We start from the raw sequence: 15,625 nt of genomic DNA on the forward strand, positions 1-15,625 counted from the left end.
GTGATGGTGGCCCGCGCGGGGACGCACACCGCACTCGACAAGATCCGCCGGTCGGTGGTGTGGGAACGCACGCAGGTGCCCGCCCGGATACAGGACGTCACCGAGGAGTGGCTGACCGCGATTCTCTGCGGACCGCATCGGGACGCTCGCGTGACGGGCGTGTCCGTCGGTGATCAAACGTCAGGAACGTCGGTTCGTGGCCGACTTCATCTGCAGTACAACCGGTTCGGACCTCTGCACGACCTCCCCGAAACCCTGTTCGCTAAGAGCACGCCGACGCTGGTCACCAGGATTGCCAATGGCATCACCGGCACCGCCCGCGCCGAGGCAGGTTTTTACAACGAGTTACGCCCACACTTGTCCCTGGAGGCACCTAGGGGCTACCACTGCACCATCGACTCACGGTCCTTTCGCACGATTCATCTCCTTGAGGATCTCGTATCGACGAGAAACGCTGTCTTCTGCACGCCGACGACGTCGATATCGCGGAACCAGGCGGAGCAGATCGTTGACCAACTGGCGACGCTGCACGGGACGGCAACCACCCTGGGTGTGGGGTGCCAGCAGCAACCACCGTGGCTTCGGACGTACCCCCAGTGGTGGCAGGCGGCGAGTTCGGCGACCTACATCCGCAGATATCACCACCGCGGGCAGGCCGCCGCCGACAACGAGGAGATAACGCCTCCGCGCTTGCGTGGCCGATCGTCCGCGCTGTGGAACCGTTTCGTGAAATCCGTCGACGCCCACCTCGCACTGCCGCACACCCTGATTCACGGCGACGTACACCTGGGCAACTGGTACCTAACCGCCGCAGGCGGGATGGGACTCTGCGACTGGCAGTGTGTTTCAGCCGGACATTGGTCACGCGACCTCGCCTACGCCTTGACCTCGACACTGACGGTCGACCAGCGGCGCGACTGGGAACGTGACCTGATCGCGAACTATCTCGAGCGGCTCGCGGAGGCTGGAGGAGATGCACTCGATTCCCCGCCACGTGGGACCTCTACCGCCAGCAGACGCTTGGTGCCCTGGTGATGTGGACACCGACCCATCACCCACCGCGATTCCTGCCCGCCATGCAGCCCAGATCCATGACCACCGAGATGCTGCGGCGCATTCTCACAGCCATCGACGATCTCGACGCGATCGATGCATAACGGCCACTCGCGTCTAGCCCGTCCTCGCACAGGCTCCGGCGTCCGACATCTGGGCCATATTGGAGACGATCGACTGGCCGTCGTGACGCGGATCGTTGGCACGAAAATGGTTGGTACACACCCCGGTGACGTGCGACGGTTGTATTCGGCGTTAACGAGGGAAGAAGGCTAACTGATGGTGCCTAACGTGGAAGCGCTGGCAGCACTGGGTCCACGTCCAGAGGACATGCATGCCTCTGGCGCGGCTTGGGTGTTCACTCTCGTCGTCGGGATCGGGTTCGTCCTGGTTGCGGCCTGGTGTCTCACCTACGCCATCCACCGTCGAGATGTGCTGCCGCTGGTGATGCTTGGCAGCGGTCTGCTATCGGTCGGGTTGGAACCGGTTGTCGATACCATGGGCAAAGTTTGGTACGCCAGTGACAATCCGTGGGTCGTCTATACCGGGATGGGCGTTCCGCAGCCGGCATTCCTCGTGCTTGGCTATGCGCTGTTCTGGGGCGGCAGCGTCTACGTGGGTTCACGATTTGTCTTGAACGGAACAAGTCTGTGGAAGGTCTTCGCGACCGTTTTCGCGATGGACTTGTTTGTCGAGTACTTGGGAGCACCGATACTCAAAGTTGGTGTCTACTACGACTTCTCACCATTCAATGTGCTGGGCTTTCCAATCTGGTGGGCATTTGTCAACGGTGCAGCCGGCGCCGTCGGGGTCTGGCTGCTCATCGTTCTGGAGCCCCGGCTCACTGGATGGCGACGTATCGGTTTGCTGCCGGTGTCGGCCACCGCGTTCGGCGCGACGCATGCGACCTGCGCGTGGCCGGTCTGGGTCTGCCTACACTCGAACGCGCCGCATTGGCTGGGCTACGTGGCTGGTGCGTATGCGATCTCGATGGCGTTCGCAGTGGTCGCCTTCGCCAACAGTGAGATCCGATCGCGCACATCGGCGTCGTTGTCACCCTCCGACGCGGAACCGCAGCGCCGCGGCGTGGGAACTGCCCACCCCGCTGCCAGAGCTGGCTAGTCCTGCCTCAGATCGCCAGCCGGCACCAATTTGGGCGGCCAGATTACGAGGGCCTGCCGATCTGTCGCTTGGATGACGCACATCAGCTTGACTTCACCGATCGTCCGTATCCCTGACGTAACTGCGGCCAGCGTCAGGCGCAGTCGATCATCGGGTCGGCCCAGTCGCCGTGGTCGAATTCGATGTTGTCGCCGCCGTCGGTCACGACGAGCTTCACGGTCTCAGCGCCCGATATGTTGGCGGCCAGCGACTTCGGGGGCGTCGCGTTGAACACGAGCCCGCTGTCGGCGACCAGCTTGTCATCGGCGTAGATCTTGAACGCCACGGAGCCCTGTCCTTGTACCTCGTCGTCGATGCCGACCGTGGCGGTCAGTGTCGAACACGACCCGCCGAGGTAGTACGCGATCTCGCTGGGACCGTGCGCGCCAAGCCCGTTCGTGAACTTGACGCCGTGCAGTGTCAGCGCTCGCCCGTCGCCGATGGGTTGGTCGCCATTGCTTCGGTCCGTCTCGAATGGGCCCCAACCGTTGGAACTGCTGAGCTCGACCACGTGGGACAGGTTCCATCGCCCGGCGTGCCGTGCGGCCACGGGGCTGATGCGAAGAAGAACGGTGGAATAGCCAGGCACCGATGCACTCAGCGTGCCACCGGTTGCGACACGAGTGGCCTTGGACCACAGGTCCTTGACGACATACCTTCCGGCGTCGAACCCGATCTTGTCGAGGTTGGTCTCGATGGTCGCGTCGGTATTGGTCTCGTTGAACAGAGCCACGGCTTGGTCACCGCCCGCCAGTGGCTTCACGATCACGTGCAAGCCATCGCCCGATTGAACCTCGCGACCTCCGATGCCCAGTGGATCCTGGTCCACCGCAATCACATCGGCATTGGTGATCGTGGCCATCGTCTCCGGCGACGCGTTGCGCAGGTCGCTCGCGATGAGCAGCGGCGCCGCCATGACCGACCACAGGCTGAATTGGCTGCGGTACTGGGTGTCGGTCATGCCCCCGTTGCCGCTTCGAAGGAAGTCCGGGTCATTCCAATTGCCCGGGCTTGCGTACCGCGCGGGCGACAGGTTGCTGTTCAGATTGTCCAGCACGCTGTCCCAATTGTCTGCTATGTCGCCGCCGGTGCGCCACAGGTCTGCGATGCCGGCAGCCCACTCCCACGGCTTGTTCTGACCCCACTCGCAGATCGACAACACGATCGGGCGACCGGTCGCACTCAAGGCGTCGTGCATCGTGCGGTAACGCTGTTGGGCGTCAACGCCCTGGTTGTTGCAGTTGTCGTATTTGAGGAAGTCAACTCCCCAGGATGCGAACAAGTTCGCGTCCTCGACCTCGTGGTTCAGCGCGCCGGGAAACCCGTTGGGGTCGCAGGTCTTGGTACCGGCGCTCGTGTAGATTCCGAACTTGAGGCCCTTCTCGTGGACGTAGTCCGCGAGTGCCTTGATGCCGTCGGGGAACCTCCTCGGGTCGGGTACGAGGTTTCCTTCGGCGTTGCGTTCCGGCAGTGCCCAACAATCATCGATGTTTACGTACTGGTAGCCGGCGTCCTTCAAGCCCTTGTCCACGATCGCGTCCGCGATGCCCCTGATCATCGCGTCGTCGAGGCTGCCGTCGCAGTACGTCGTGATCCAGCTGTTGAAACCCATGGGTGGGGTCGGTGCCAGTCCATCCGATGCGGTTGGCGGGGACGTCCATGGCCACACGATGGCACCGCCGACCATGGCGCCGAACGTGATGAGGATCGCGATCGTGCGTCCGCCAATCACTGTTCGCGTCCGAGGGTCGCGGCGGCGGTCGGTTCCACCCGACGAGCTTATGGAATCTTTGCTGCGAATGTATGTGTGAGCACGGGTGCGGTGCGCTCCAGGAGATGCATCATTACATGAGGCAAACTGGACGACAACGCCGTGAAGCACCGACGAAAGCCGCAGGTCAAAATGCGCCACGAGTACGAGAATCGGCTCGGCGCCGACCAGCTCGCGGCCCTGGCTGCGGTGGTCGAATTCGGCAGCTTCGACGCCGCCGCCGAGCGACTGCACGTGACCCCATCGGCGGTCAGCCAGCGCATCAAGGCCCTCGAGCAGCGGGTTGGCCAAGTACTGATCGTCCGCGAAAAGCCCTGTAAGGCAACTGCGGCCGGCGTTCCACTGATCCGGCTGGCGGCGCAGACCGCGATGCTGGAGTCGGAGGCGCTCGACGCGCTGGGGCACCGTGCAGGCGCGGGACGGCAGCGGGTCGCGATCGCGGTCAACGCCGATTCGATGTCGACGTGGTTCACCGCCGTGCTTGGCCAGCTGGACGACGTCCTGTTCGACATCCGCATCGAGGATCAGGATCACTCCGCTCGGCTGTTGCGCGACGGAACGGTGATGGGCGCGGTCACCACCGAGCGCACGTCGGTTCCGGGGTGTCGGGTGCAGTCGCTGGGTGTGATGCGCTACGTGTCCGTGGCGAGCCCGGCCTACGTCGAGCGGTACCTGCCAGAGGGCTTCACCGCGGAATCCGTCGCGGTGGCTCCGTCCCTGGCCTGGAATCCCGATGACGCACTGCAGGACATGTTGCTGCGCAAGGTGTTTCGCCGCGTTATTACCCGGCCAGTGCACTTGGTACCGACGGCAGAGGGCTTTCGGGCCGCGGTGCGGGCCAGCCTGGGGTGGGGCATGTACCCGGAGCAGACGGCGGGCCCGGCGGTGGCCGAGGGGTCCTTCGTCCGTATCGCCGATGCGCATCTCGACGTGCCGCTGTACTGGCAGTGCTGGAAGCTGGATAGTCCGATCATCGAGACCGTCACGAATGCGGTGCGGTCAGCTGCTGCAGGTCTTCGCAGGCATCGGCGCTAGCCGCCGGCGGAAGTCCGAAAAGCGGCCGATTCCTGCCAATCGCCGATCAGTTCCTGACGCCGGAATTAACCCTCCGAACAGTGCGTTTAACCCTTTAGGTCGGCCAAAGAGGTTAGCAATACGGCCGGATGTAGAGGAAGACACTGAGATGAAGAAGTTCGGATTTGCCACACTGATCGCCAGCGGTCTGACCGCAGCCCTGCTGGGTTTCGCGGGACCGGCCCAGGCCAGCATCAACACCAGCCCCACCCCCGCCTTGCCGCACTACTCCGTCGACAACCACGACGAAGTGAGCACCACCGACGGGTTCGTGGACATCCCCTTCTGATCGGCACCACCCAACTGGCCGTGGCGCACCATTGCGGTGCACCACGGCCAGTGTCTTTGTGTCTCCCAGTGTCGAAGGCGGCAAGATGAGGGCATGTCGGATAGCGCACCGCTGAACTGGGGTCTGATCGGCGCCAGTGACATCGCCCAAACTCTGATGATTCCCGCGTTGCGGCGGATGAACCAAGGCATCCTCGGCTTGGCGAGCAACAACGCCGACCATGCCGCTGACTACGCGGCTCGCAACGAAATACCTTCGCACAATGGTGATTACAGCCTAGATGGGTTGCTCGCCAACCCCAGTATCGACGCCGTTTACATCTCCAGCACCAATGAGCACCACCTGGCGCATGCCGAGGCCGCTGCCGTCGCCGGAAAGCACGTGCTGTGCGAGAAGCCGCTGTCGGTCGATCTCGACGGCGCACGACAGATCACCGCCGCATGTGCCACGCACGGGATCGTTCTCGGCGTCAACCACCACCTGCCAGCAGCCGGGACGCACCGCACCGTGCGGGAGCTGGTGCGCGACGGGGCGATCGGGCGCGTGCTGTCGGTGAACGTGCGGCACACCTCACTGCTGCCAGAACGGCTGCGCGGCTGGCGGCTCAGTGATCGGCCAGGGGCAGGAGTGGTCATGGATCTGTCGTGCCACGACGCGTCGGTGGTCAATCCGCTGCTGGGCACCAGGGCATTGGAGACCGTCGCGATCACCGTGCGGCAAGGACGTTGGGAGACCGCCACCGAGGACGCGTCGGCCGCGGTGATCCGATACGAGGACGACGTCCTCGTCCGGTTCCACGACGCGTTCACAACACCGCACACCCCGACCTATCTCGAGGTGCACGGCGACGAGGGAAGCATCGTCGCGCCAGACGTGATGACTCCGGAACCGATCGGCACGGTGCTGCTGCGCACCGCGCGGGGCGAGACCGAGGTCGACGTGCCAGACCACAGACACACCTACGACATCACCATCGAACACTTCGCCCGCGCCGTCGTCGGCGACGGCCGCCCGGTGGTCGACGGCCAGGACGCGGTGAATGCTCTGGCAGTGTGCGAATCGATCCTCGAGTCCGCACGTACCGGAACCCGTGTCGCCGTGGACTTCCAGGACGCCGCAACTGCCCGCTGAGTTAGGCGAACGCCGGCTCGCCCTGACGGTTCGCCCTAGCCGTCAGGCGACCGTCGTGCAGAGGTTCGACGCCGCTGAGCTCTGCGGAACGATGAGGACAGGAGTGCTGGTGTGTGCGACGACCGCGGCCGCCACGCTGCCCTGCAAATGTCCCAGCAGCCCGTTGCGGCGGTGCGGTCCGAGCACGATCAAGCTTGCTTCGTGTTCGTCGGCTGCCGCAACGATGCCCTTCCACGTCGGCGTCGCTTCAACGGCCTTGCTATACGCCTGAAATCCGGCCGCGACGGCCAGCGACGCCCCGTGGGCGGCCGTCCGTTCGGCGGCTCGCCGTACCTCGGTGGCTTGGTCGGCGTCGAAGTGCCCAACCAAATGGCCGTTGTCGGTGGGTGTGAATCCGACGTCGACGGGCTGCCAGACACACACGACGAGGGCGTCGCGTCCCGGCGCCAACTGGCTCGCGGCCCGTTGGATGGCGAAGGCGGCGAGATCGGATCCGTCGTAGGCGAAGACCACGGGGCCGACGGGTATCGGCGCCTCGGGCCGGAGGGGCGTCGCGACGACCCGTGCGGGTTCGGCCTGGGGTGGCAGACCCTTCCTGAGTCGCGCCAGCAATGGCGGCGAGTACCAGGCGGGGGATTCGCCGTCGAGGAATCGGTCCAGATCGGGCGGTTGCGGCCGAGCTCCACTGAGTACGTAGATCGCCACCCCGAAAACGGCTCCGCCGATCGCGAGCCCGAATCCGATCCACAGTGCGATTCCGGTGCCGACGACGACATCACCCGAGAACGTCACCGCAAAGTGCACGAAGATTGGCGCGACCAGGAACGCCGCCACTGCCCGCAGGAGTTCGATGATCGCGAAGACGCGCTGCAGGCTGTTGGACTGCAACGAGAAGCCCGCGACGAACAGTGCGGGTGCGACGGTGGCACCGAGGGCAAGCCCCGTCAGTGCCGCGCCGAGCAGGGCAAGTGGCTGGTTGGCGGGTAACGCGAGCCGAAACACCAGGATCCCGGCCGCAAGGAACGCCATCCCGACGAGCGGAAGGTAGTGCATGGCACGTCGGGAGATGACCGCCCCGAACACGAACGCCATCACGATGGCGCCGCCGAGTTCTGGCAGGTACAGCAGCCCGACGTGGACCGGGCTGTAGGTACGCAGGAACACGTTGGCCGTCAGCACGGTCGCTGCCACCGACGCGGCCGCGGCGAACAGTGCGACGCCCACGCCTGCGACTGGAATCGCACTCGTCAGCATCGTTCGGACCGTCAGCAGCGGACGGCGAGCGCGGAATTGGTAGACGATCAACACCACGATCAGGGCGAGACCGCCGAGCATCGGAACGGTCACCGCGGCATCCCCGAAACCGTGGGTGGTCAATTGAGCAGCGCCGACGAACGCCGCCGTACACCCGACGGCCGCCAGTGCGATCGCCAGCAGGTCACGTGGTGCGTCGAGGTCGGCGGGCGGGGCGTCGTCGAACGTCAACGCGGCCAGGATCAGAGCCAGCGACGCAATCCCGGCGACGATCCAGAACAGCGGTCGCCACGCGTGCGACTCGGCCTGCACGCCACCGATGAACGGGCCGAGGGCGACCGCCCCGAACACGCACATGTTCATGATCACGGCCGTGTTCCTGAGCTTGTCTCTCGGGAATCCGATCGTGAGTGGAGGCGCGGCCGCGATCAACAGCATGCTGGTCGCCAGTCCCTGCAGCACGTGCCCGCTGATGAACGTGCCGGCGTTGGGTGCAGCGGCGGCGAGTACCGAGCCCAGCACCAGCACCACCGCGTATCCAAGCAGCATCCTGCGCTGCGGCAGATGTTGTGCGAACTGGACCGCCAGCACCGTGCCGACGGCGTACGCCGCGTTGCCAAGACCGGAACTGAGGCTCATCTCCTGAGCGGTCATGTGCAACTGCTCGGAGATGATCGGCACCAATGGGTCGATCGCCGCGGACAGCGCCAGGTACGGGATCAACGCGAGCGTGACCATGGCGGCGACCGCCGGATAGCGGCCTGCGAGTGGGCCTTGGCGCATCAGCTTTGCTCGAAACTGTGAATTAGTTGGCAATGCGGGATGCGATTCGGCCGGCTAGTCGAGGGGATCGGGGCAGGCACGTGGTGCTGCAACTCCTTCCTGGCGGGGTTTGTTCCGGCATTGGCGATCGAGACGGCCTTCCGAAACGGTGGTGTTCACGAGTTACGAACGGCCAGTGAGATGTTCGGGAAAACGTGATCGTGGTAATAGCTTCGTTAGCCGAAGCAACGACTCTATGTTATCGGTGAACGCCCAACGAGGGTCGGTCGGCGTCCGATCAGGTCCCGGCAGGCGCGGCGAAGGGCCGTACGGCGTGGTCCGAATTAGCTGCGCAGATTGCCGTAATCGCGAAGACCCGACACCGACTCTGCCGCGAGGTCCAGTGCGATATCGGTGATCAGGTCTTCCTGACCGCCGACCAGTCCTCGTTCACCCACTGCCAGCAGGATCGCGCGCGTATCGAGTCCGTATTGCTTCGCCGCCGTTTCAGCATGACGCAGGAAACTCGAGTAGACACCCGCATAGCCCAGCGTCAGGGTTTCGCGGTCCACCTGGACCGGTCGATCCTGCAGCGGCCGCACGATGTCGTCGGCCGCATCCTGCAACGCGAACAGATCGCAACCGTGCTTCCATCCATACAGATCTGCCACGGCAACGAACGGCTCGATCGGGCAATTACCCGCGCCGGCACCGTGACCCGCGAGCGAAGCATCGACTCGCGCCACGCCCTCCTCCACGGCCACAACGGAATTGGCGACCGACAACGACAGGTTCTGATGTGCATGGATACCGATCTGGGTGTCGGGATCCAGCACGGCACGATACGCGCGTACGCGCTGACGGACCCCGTCCATCGTCAATCGACCACCAGAGTCGGTCACGTACACGCAGTGTGCACCGTATGACTCCATCAGCTTCGCCTGCTCGGCCAGCCTGGCGGGCTCGGCGAGGTGCGACATCATGAGGAAACCGGACACATCCATGCCGAGTTCGCGCGCTTTGCCGATGTGTTGGGCTGCGACGTCGGCCTCGGTGCAATGAGTGGCGACACGCACCGAGGTGACGCCGAGCGCGAATGCGTGCTCGAGGTCGGCGACCGTACCGACACCGGGCAGCAGCAGCGTGGTGAGCTTGGCGCGATGAACCACGGACGCCGCCGCTTCGATCCATTCCCAGTCGGTGTTGCTGCCCGGCCCGTAGGTGAGGCTGTGTCCGGCAAGACCGTCACCATGGGTGACCTCGATGGCGTCGACGCCAGCGCGATCGAGTGCGCTGGCGACCGTCGCCACGTTGTCCGGGCTGATTCGATGACGCATTGCATGCATGCCGTCGCGCAGGGTGACATCCTGAATGTACAGGGCCGCACCGTCTTTCGCGTTCGGACGCGATTTCACATCGGTCACCGTGCCACCTCCAAAGTCTTGTCTTCGGCGATTCTCTCTGCCACCTGGAGGGCTGCAGAAGTCATGATGTCGAGATTTCCGGCATACGCCGGGAGGTAGTGCGCGGCGCCCTCGACCTCGAGAAACACCGACACCTTCCACAAGCCCGGGCCGACGTCGACACCCCCGGTCAGCGTGGTGACGGACTCGGCATCGTCGAGGGCGGTGAACTGCACCTCCTGTTTGAGCCGGTAACCCGGAACGTAGGCGGCCACCTTCGAGACCATCTGGCCGATCGACTTGCGGATCTCGTCCTGGTCCGGATTCGTCACCAGCGCCAATACCGTGTCGCGCATGATCAGCGGCGGCTCTGCCGGATTGAGCACGATGATCGCCTTGCCATGCGCTGCTCCCCCCACCATTTCGATTGCCGCTGAAGTAGTTTCGGTGAACTCGTCGATGTTCGCCCGGGTTCCCGGCCCGGCCGACTTCGACGCAATCGAGGCAACGATCTCTGCGTAGTGCACGGTCGTCACCGACGAAATCGCCGCCACGATCGGAATGGTTGCCTGGCCACCGCAGGTCACCATGTTCACGTCTGGAGCGTCACGATGTTCGTGCAGGTTGACCGCAGGCACCACGTACGGCCCAATCGCGGCCGGTGTGAGGTCGATGAGGCGCTTTCCGTACTGGCGCAATGCTTCCTCGTTGGCCACGTGCGCCTTGGCGGACGTCGAATCGAAGACGATGCTAGCGGCGCTAGGCGACGTCACATGTGGCGACTGGAGGTCGCCGAGTAGCTCCTGCGCGGGGGGCCTGCGGGCGAGGTGATCAGTGCGGGCAGAGGCCCGCGGACGTCTCTTCTGCGATGATCTGCGCGACCGGCTGGCCGAGATGCGCCGCGAAACCCGGTGTGGGCTTCATGACCCACTTGCCGTCCTCGAAGAGCATGATCCGAGGTTGCTCGGTGGTTCCGACGTCCATGCGCACGACCGCCGTGCCTGCCGCAGCGTCCAGGCTCACCCCGGCGACCCGGATCGTCGGGCCAGCCTTCTTGCAGGTTTCGTAGAAAGTCACGAAGTCGTCCTGGGTGATCCGGTCGCGGACCTCGTGCGACATGCGTTCCCACACCCCGGCGAAATCGCCTGATGAGAAGCGGTCGGCGTTTGACTGTGCTGCGGCAACGGCTGCTGACAACGTCTCCGGCACGTCGGAGCTGGTTCGTCTGACGGTCGAGTTGGACGCGCCATCGGCGATGCCACACGAGGAGCAGACGGTCGCCAGCAGCAACGCTGATAGGGCGGAGACGAATGATCTCATCGCCGAAGGGTAAGGCCATTGGGGGTCGCACGTCTTCCCTAGAGCATATTCTCACCACGAAATGGACCAACGGCCGGGAGTGGTCCTGGGGACTCACTTCCGGCCGTTGGTCGGTTACCGCCTTGCTGGCGGTGTCATTCAGTTGCCGAACGGTGCGTCGTTCTCGGTTGCGGGGAGGGCGGCGGGCTGGTCGGTGCCGACCTGGCCTGCGGTCTGTTGCACGGTGGCCGAGGGGGCCGGAACACCCAACTTGCTGGCCACGTAGTCAGCTGCCTGGACGGCCATTCCGTTGTCCTTGTAGGAACTGTGCGCGGAGCGGTCGAGTCCACCGGGGAAGCAGACCGGGTCGCCGGTGGCGCACAGCTGCAGGGTCTTGGGTGCGTACGCCCCGCCGATGTTGATGGCTGGTGCGTCGCTGGCGACCAGGTTCATGAACCACGGGTCGGGGGTTCCGAACAGCACCACTGAGGCGACGTGCGGGGCGACCGCGGGAGCCATGGGGCCGGTCAGGCCTGCGGGCAGGTCGATGCCTGCGGGGACGCTGTCGGCGGTGGTGTAGCCGGCGACTGCGGCGCCTTGGGAGTAACCGCCGAGGACGATCTTGGTGTCGGGGCAGCTGGTGGCGATCGACTGGATCTTGTTGCTCGCGTCGGCGATGCCTTCGGTGGCTTGTCCGAAGTTCAGCGATGCGGGGTAGTTGATCGGGTAGACCGCGATCGACTTGCCGGGCATCCGAACGTTCAGCGCGTCGACGAAGGCTTGGCCGGTGGCTCCGACTCCGGGTGCTTCGTTGGTGCCGCGGGCGAAGAGGACTTCGACGTTGGCGCATGCGTCGTCGGCGGCACGGGCTTGGGCGGACCATCCGGCCGGGGCGGCAAACGATCCGGCGTAGATCCCAGCCACGGCGAGTGCGGCGAAGACCGCCGACACCGCTGCGCGGGTGAAGCTATTCTTCCTCACTGCCTGGGGTGTAACGGTGCTCATCATCCGGCTCCTCTGCCAAGTACCCTGCTTGTCGCCACTTCAATGTTTAAGTGGCTTCCTGGCACGTACAAGTGGGATACCGGACCGACGATTCCGCGAAGTCAAGTGATCTACACCACTTGAGCAAAGGTGCGGCTCAGGATGGTGCGGCGCTGGGCCAGCTGTCGTCCGCGGGTAGGCCATCGATGATGCGCTGGCATATCGTGCCAAGCTGACGAACCTGAGCCTGGGTCAAGCGGTCGAAGACGAGCTCGCGCACCGCGCCGACATGCGACGGGGCGGCTTCCTTCAGGCTGCGATGTCCCGCGGGGGCCAGAACCGCAAGGGTGTAACGACTGTCCTGCGGATCGGGCCGACGTGATACCCAGCCGCGTTTCTCCAAACGGCCTACGGCCTGGGACAACCGCGGCAGCGAGCTGCCCGCGACCGTGGCGAGAACGCTCATCCGAAGCCTCGTCTTCGGCGCCTCCGACAGCCGCGCCAGGATCAGGTACTCGTACTGGCTGATCCCGAACTCGCGCTGGAGCTGTGAGCTCAACACCGGCTGCAATCGCAGGACCATCGTCGACAGCTGCGCCCAAACCTGTTGCTCCTGCGGGTCCAGCCATCGAGTCGTGTCGGCGGTACTCATGTTCTCATCCTAACTTAATCGTTGAACCGGGAATGCTGCCCACGCTTAAGTGTTTAACCGAGAAGAGGGCCGAAGGCCACAGTACGGAAGAGGGTCAGCCATGAAGGCAATGGGAGTGACCGGGCCGGACTTCATGCCGCGCCTCTTCGACGTCGACGAACCATTCGCCGCGCCCGACGGAGTCGTCGTCGACGTGATCGCCGCCTCGGTCAACGACTTCGACCGAGCCGCCGTCCGCGGGCGTTACCTCGCTGCGACAGACCAATTCGCGCCCATCTTGCTGGGCCGCGACTTCGTCGGCAGGGTGGCCGCCGTCGGCGATGACGTGGATTACATCGACGTCGGCATGTACGTGGCCGGAGCTCTGGCGCCGCAACCGGCGGGCCAGCCAGGCACCTTCACCGACAAGGTTGCGGTTCCGGCAAGACTGCTAGCTCCCATCCCCGACGGTGTCGACGTCGTGGAAGCCGCGGCCGTGGGTTTGGCTGGGGTGACGGCCTCCGACGCAGTCGACGCGCTGGGCCTGGCAAGCCTTGGGCACATGGTGGTCCACGGTCCCGTGAGCGGGGTTGGCGGATTCGCGCTACAACTGGCGAAGGCACGCGGCGCCGTTGTCGCGGCCATCACCCCGCAGGAGCAAGCTGACCTGGCGTTGGCGCTCGGTGCCGACGTCGTCATTCCGGACGGCCCAAGCGCCACACGATCAATTGAGAAGGTGCAGAGCATCTTTGGCGGCGGCGTCGACACCGCCATCCACGTCGCCGGACACCGCGCCGTTGTCGCGGGCGTGGTGCGGCCGGGTGGGAGGTTCACCTCCGTTGCCGACGGATCCGTTTTCGACACGCATGGGGGCTTCGTGCCGACCAACGTCGCCCCGAGCGGACACGAGCTGATGAATCTCCTGTTCAAGGTCGCCGCGCACCGCCTGGACAGCTATGTGCACCGCACCGTGTCCTTCGATCAGCTCGCCGGTGCGGTCATCGCACGGAGCACGGCCGACGGCGGCCGCATCGTGCTCGTCCGCTGATCCGGACCGCAGTTCGGGCCCCTGCACCCTCGTCGAGGCGATTGCAAACCGTCGGTAAGCGCCGCAAGGCATCGTCCGTGCAGGCGTTTCGTCGGCAATGGGTGCACCGTAAGGCGATCAGGCGGATACTCCATTCGCAGTGCGAATTCGAGGGGGAATCAGTGAGCTCGCGCGTCGGTCAGACGTTCGGCAAGTACAGAATCATCAGCTTGCTGGGGCGGGGCGGAATGGGCGAGGTGTATGAAGCCCACGACACCAGCAAGAACCGAACGGTTGCGCTGAAGATCCTTCGTGAAGAGTTCTCGCAGGACGAGACGTTTCGTGCCCGGTTTCTTCGTGAGTCTCACTCCGCGGCGGTGCTACAGGAACCGCACGTCATCCCGATTCATGACTGGGGTGACGTCGACGGCAACCTGTTCATCGACATGCGCCTCGTCACCGGCCAGACGCTGGACGATCTGATCGCCGACAGTGCGCTCGCTCCGGAGCGGGCGGTGGCCATCGTCGCTCAGATCGGTGCCGCCCTGGACGCAGCGCACGCACATGGCCTGATTCACCGCGACGTCAAGCCGGCGAACATCATCGTGACCCCTGCAGACTTTGCGTACCTCGTCGACTTCGGAATCGCCCAGACCCGAACCGACACACGACTCACCATGGCGGGCACCCACATTGGGCCCATGGCATACATGGCCCCGGAACGGTTCAACAATCAACCGGCCACACCGGCAGTCGACATCTACGCGTTGGCGTGCGTGCTCTACGAGGGCCTCACCGGGGATCGGCCATTTCCGAGCGACAACGTGGAACACGTCATCGCGGCGCACATCGCCCAGTCGCCTCCCCGGCCCAGTGAAGTCAATCGACGCGTGCCGGCATCCTTTGATGCGGTCGTCGCCCGCGGCATGGCAAAAGATCCCGATGACCGCTACGGCTCGGCGGCAGCGTTGGGGCGTGCTGCTCAGCGCGCCCTCGCGCAGACCGGGCAGCCGCAGGGAAACTTCGTAACGACGGTGGGACCGTTCTCGACGCCGAACTCGGCGCCCTACGACGACCCGACGCACGCCGGGCCTCCGGGGGCGGTAATGCAGACGGCCCCCTACGGTGGCTCCCCGCCAGTGCCAGCCTCGCCACAAACCTGGGCGGCCTACAACGGCGGGCCTCCATCCTGGCCTATGCCTGCAAGCTCGACGGTAGCCAGTTCAGCGCCGAGGCCGGCCGAACGCCGCCCGCGCTGGCTGCTCCCTGCAGGGATCGTGTTCGCAGCGGTATTGCTTGGCGCCATCGGGGTAGTCATCGGACTTCTGGCAGGCAGGGGCAATTCGGGACAGGCCGCCGGCCCGACGCCGATCGGCGGGCAATCGAGCCAGACCGTCGTCAGCCTGCCTCAGACACCGACCTCACCTGCCCAGGCGGGCGGGCTGCCGCCGATCATTCAAGGTCCCGACAGCAGCCTCAGCCATCAGTCGTGTGACCAGGGATTTTCGCTGCCCACCGCCTCAGGATTCGGCAGCCACGCCGGGCGAGGGACTCCCGAGACATCCTGCTACTTCGCAAGCAGCGTGCTCACCTCGTACTGGAATCAGTACGGCAATGCCAGTCGCCTGCCGCGCACCGTGGCGGCGCCCGGCGCAGTGAACTGCAACACCATCGCCGGCGCCGAGTGCGCCGGGCCGAACTTCCTCATGCAATGCGCGGCGGTCGGCACGGACAACTGGATCACCTGCACCGGAGGAAACAACGCCCGCGTGTACTTGTACTGAAA

14 protein-coding genes and 1 pseudogene are annotated in these 15,625 nt (G+C 64.9%); 8 read left to right on the forward strand and 7 right to left on the reverse strand.

Translation table 11 applies throughout. The features are described 5' to 3' along the window. The first annotated feature begins 3 nt into the window (after nt 1-3). The 3 genes from HNP02_RS17540 (at nt 4) to HNP02_RS17545 (ending at nt 2,175) form a co-directional block, all read left to right on the forward strand. Nucleotides 4-1,035, forward strand: a complete 1,032-nt coding sequence (locus HNP02_RS17540) for an aminoglycoside phosphotransferase family protein (RefSeq protein WP_255506646.1) — start codon at nt 4-6, stop codon at nt 1,033-1,035. Further along, nucleotides 1,032-1,157 carry a hypothetical protein gene (locus tag HNP02_RS42770; protein WP_255506602.1) on the forward strand — a complete coding sequence of 42 codons (126 nt, stop codon included), beginning with the start codon at nt 1,032-1,034 and terminating at the stop codon, nt 1,155-1,157. The genes HNP02_RS17540 and HNP02_RS42770 overlap by 4 nt, the downstream gene beginning before the upstream one ends. 187 nt (nt 1,158-1,344) lie before the next feature. Further along, a complete protein-coding gene (locus tag HNP02_RS17545) occupies nt 1,345-2,175 on the forward strand; it encodes a hypothetical protein (protein WP_184440645.1) in 831 nt (276 codons plus the stop codon). Between the two features lie 133 nt (nt 2,176-2,308). Here HNP02_RS17545 and HNP02_RS17550 read toward each other — a convergent pair whose 3' ends face one another. Next, the gene (locus HNP02_RS17550) at nt 2,309-3,946 is read right to left on the reverse strand and encodes an NPCBM/NEW2 domain-containing protein (protein ID WP_221317673.1); all 1,638 of its coding nucleotides are present in this window, start codon (nt 3,944-3,946) and stop codon (nt 2,309-2,311) included. 171 nt (nt 3,947-4,117) lie between these two features. On the opposite strand from HNP02_RS17550, the gene HNP02_RS17555 reads away from it, so the two are divergent. The 3 genes from HNP02_RS17555 to HNP02_RS17565 all read left to right on the forward strand — a co-directional run bounded on the left by HNP02_RS17555 (nt 4,118) and on the right by HNP02_RS17565 (nt 6,479). Further along, complete coding sequence (locus HNP02_RS17555) at nt 4,118-5,020, forward strand: LysR family transcriptional regulator ArgP (RefSeq protein ID WP_184440843.1); 903 nt, start codon at nt 4,118-4,120, stop codon at nt 5,018-5,020. 148 nt (nt 5,021-5,168) lie between these two features. Next, a complete protein-coding gene (locus HNP02_RS17560; protein ID WP_184440647.1) occupies nt 5,169-5,348 on the forward strand; it encodes a hypothetical protein in 180 nt (59 codons plus the stop codon). A gap of 93 nt (nt 5,349-5,441) precedes the next feature. Then, nucleotides 5,442-6,479 (forward strand): Gfo/Idh/MocA family protein, encoded by a 1,038-nt coding sequence (locus HNP02_RS17565; RefSeq protein WP_184440649.1) that lies wholly within the window; start codon nt 5,442-5,444, stop codon nt 6,477-6,479. 42 nt (nt 6,480-6,521) lie between these two features. Here HNP02_RS17565 and HNP02_RS17570 read toward each other — a convergent pair whose 3' ends face one another. The 6 genes and pseudogenes from HNP02_RS17570 to HNP02_RS17595 all read right to left on the reverse strand — a co-directional run bounded on the left by HNP02_RS17570 (nt 6,522) and on the right by HNP02_RS17595 (nt 12,833). Continuing rightward, the gene (locus tag HNP02_RS17570) at nt 6,522-8,516 is read right to left on the reverse strand and encodes a universal stress protein (RefSeq protein WP_184440651.1); all 1,995 of its coding nucleotides are present in this window, start codon (nt 8,514-8,516) and stop codon (nt 6,522-6,524) included. A gap of 323 nt (nt 8,517-8,839) precedes the next feature. After that, nucleotides 8,840-9,919 carry a 4-hydroxy-2-oxovalerate aldolase gene (gene dmpG / locus HNP02_RS17575; RefSeq protein ID WP_184440653.1) on the reverse strand — a complete coding sequence of 360 codons (1,080 nt, stop codon included), beginning with the start codon at nt 9,917-9,919 and terminating at the stop codon, nt 8,840-8,842. Then, a pseudogene (locus tag HNP02_RS17580) lies at nt 9,916-10,647 on the reverse strand (acetaldehyde dehydrogenase (acetylating)); the annotation flags it as partial. The gene dmpG and the pseudogene HNP02_RS17580, both read right to left, overlap by 4 nt. Nucleotides 10,648-10,729: 82 nt before the next feature. Beyond that, nucleotides 10,730-11,218, reverse strand: a complete 489-nt coding sequence (locus tag HNP02_RS17585) for a hypothetical protein (RefSeq protein ID WP_184440655.1) — start codon at nt 11,216-11,218, stop codon at nt 10,730-10,732. A gap of 138 nt (nt 11,219-11,356) precedes the next feature. Next, entirely contained in the window at nt 11,357-12,202 is an 846-nt protein-coding gene (locus HNP02_RS17590) for a cutinase family protein (protein ID WP_184440657.1), read from the reverse strand. A 136-nt stretch (nt 12,203-12,338) separates the two neighbouring features. Further along, complete coding sequence (locus HNP02_RS17595; RefSeq protein ID WP_184440659.1) at nt 12,339-12,833, reverse strand: MarR family winged helix-turn-helix transcriptional regulator; 495 nt, start codon at nt 12,831-12,833, stop codon at nt 12,339-12,341. 100 nt (nt 12,834-12,933) lie between these two features. On the opposite strand from HNP02_RS17595, the gene HNP02_RS17600 reads away from it, so the two are divergent. Together HNP02_RS17600 and HNP02_RS17605 are read left to right on the forward strand one after the other, a co-directional pair. Further along, a complete protein-coding gene (locus HNP02_RS17600; RefSeq protein ID WP_184440661.1) occupies nt 12,934-13,860 on the forward strand; it encodes a zinc-binding dehydrogenase in 927 nt (308 codons plus the stop codon). A gap of 161 nt (nt 13,861-14,021) precedes the next feature. Beyond that, complete coding sequence (locus HNP02_RS17605; protein ID WP_184440663.1) at nt 14,022-15,623, forward strand: serine/threonine-protein kinase; 1,602 nt, start codon at nt 14,022-14,024, stop codon at nt 15,621-15,623. The last annotated feature ends 2 nt before the right edge of the window (nt 15,624-15,625 follow it).

This window comes from Mycobacterium sp. AZCC_0083 (assembly GCF_014202335.1).
In the GTDB taxonomy this organism is placed as follows: Bacteria; Actinomycetota; Actinomycetes; order Mycobacteriales; family Mycobacteriaceae; genus Mycobacterium.

Bases quoted from the DNA above. Each gene is read 5' to 3' on its own strand.
- HNP02_RS17540 (WP_255506646.1), top strand. From the start codon at position 4: ATGGTGGCCCGCGCGGGGACGCACACCGCACTCGACAAGATCCGCCGG.
- HNP02_RS17555 (WP_184440843.1), top strand. From the start codon at position 4,118: ATGCGCCACGAGTACGAGAATCGGCTCGGCGCCGACCAGCTCGCGGCC.
- HNP02_RS17560 (WP_184440647.1), top strand. From the start codon at position 5,169: ATGAAGAAGTTCGGATTTGCCACACTGATCGCCAGCGGTCTGACCGCA.
- HNP02_RS17565 (WP_184440649.1), top strand. From the start codon at position 5,442: ATGTCGGATAGCGCACCGCTGAACTGGGGTCTGATCGGCGCCAGTGAC.
- HNP02_RS17570 (WP_184440651.1), bottom strand. From the start codon at position 8,516: ATGCGCCAAGGCCCACTCGCAGGCCGCTATCCGGCGGTCGCCGCCATG.
- HNP02_RS17585 (WP_184440655.1), bottom strand. From the start codon at position 11,218: ATGAGATCATTCGTCTCCGCCCTATCAGCGTTGCTGCTGGCGACCGTC.
- HNP02_RS17590 (WP_184440657.1), bottom strand. From the start codon at position 12,202: ATGAGCACCGTTACACCCCAGGCAGTGAGGAAGAATAGCTTCACCCGC.
- HNP02_RS17595 (WP_184440659.1), bottom strand. From the start codon at position 12,833: ATGAGTACCGCCGACACGACTCGATGGCTGGACCCGCAGGAGCAACAG.
- HNP02_RS17600 (WP_184440661.1), top strand. From the start codon at position 12,934: ATGAAGGCAATGGGAGTGACCGGGCCGGACTTCATGCCGCGCCTCTTC.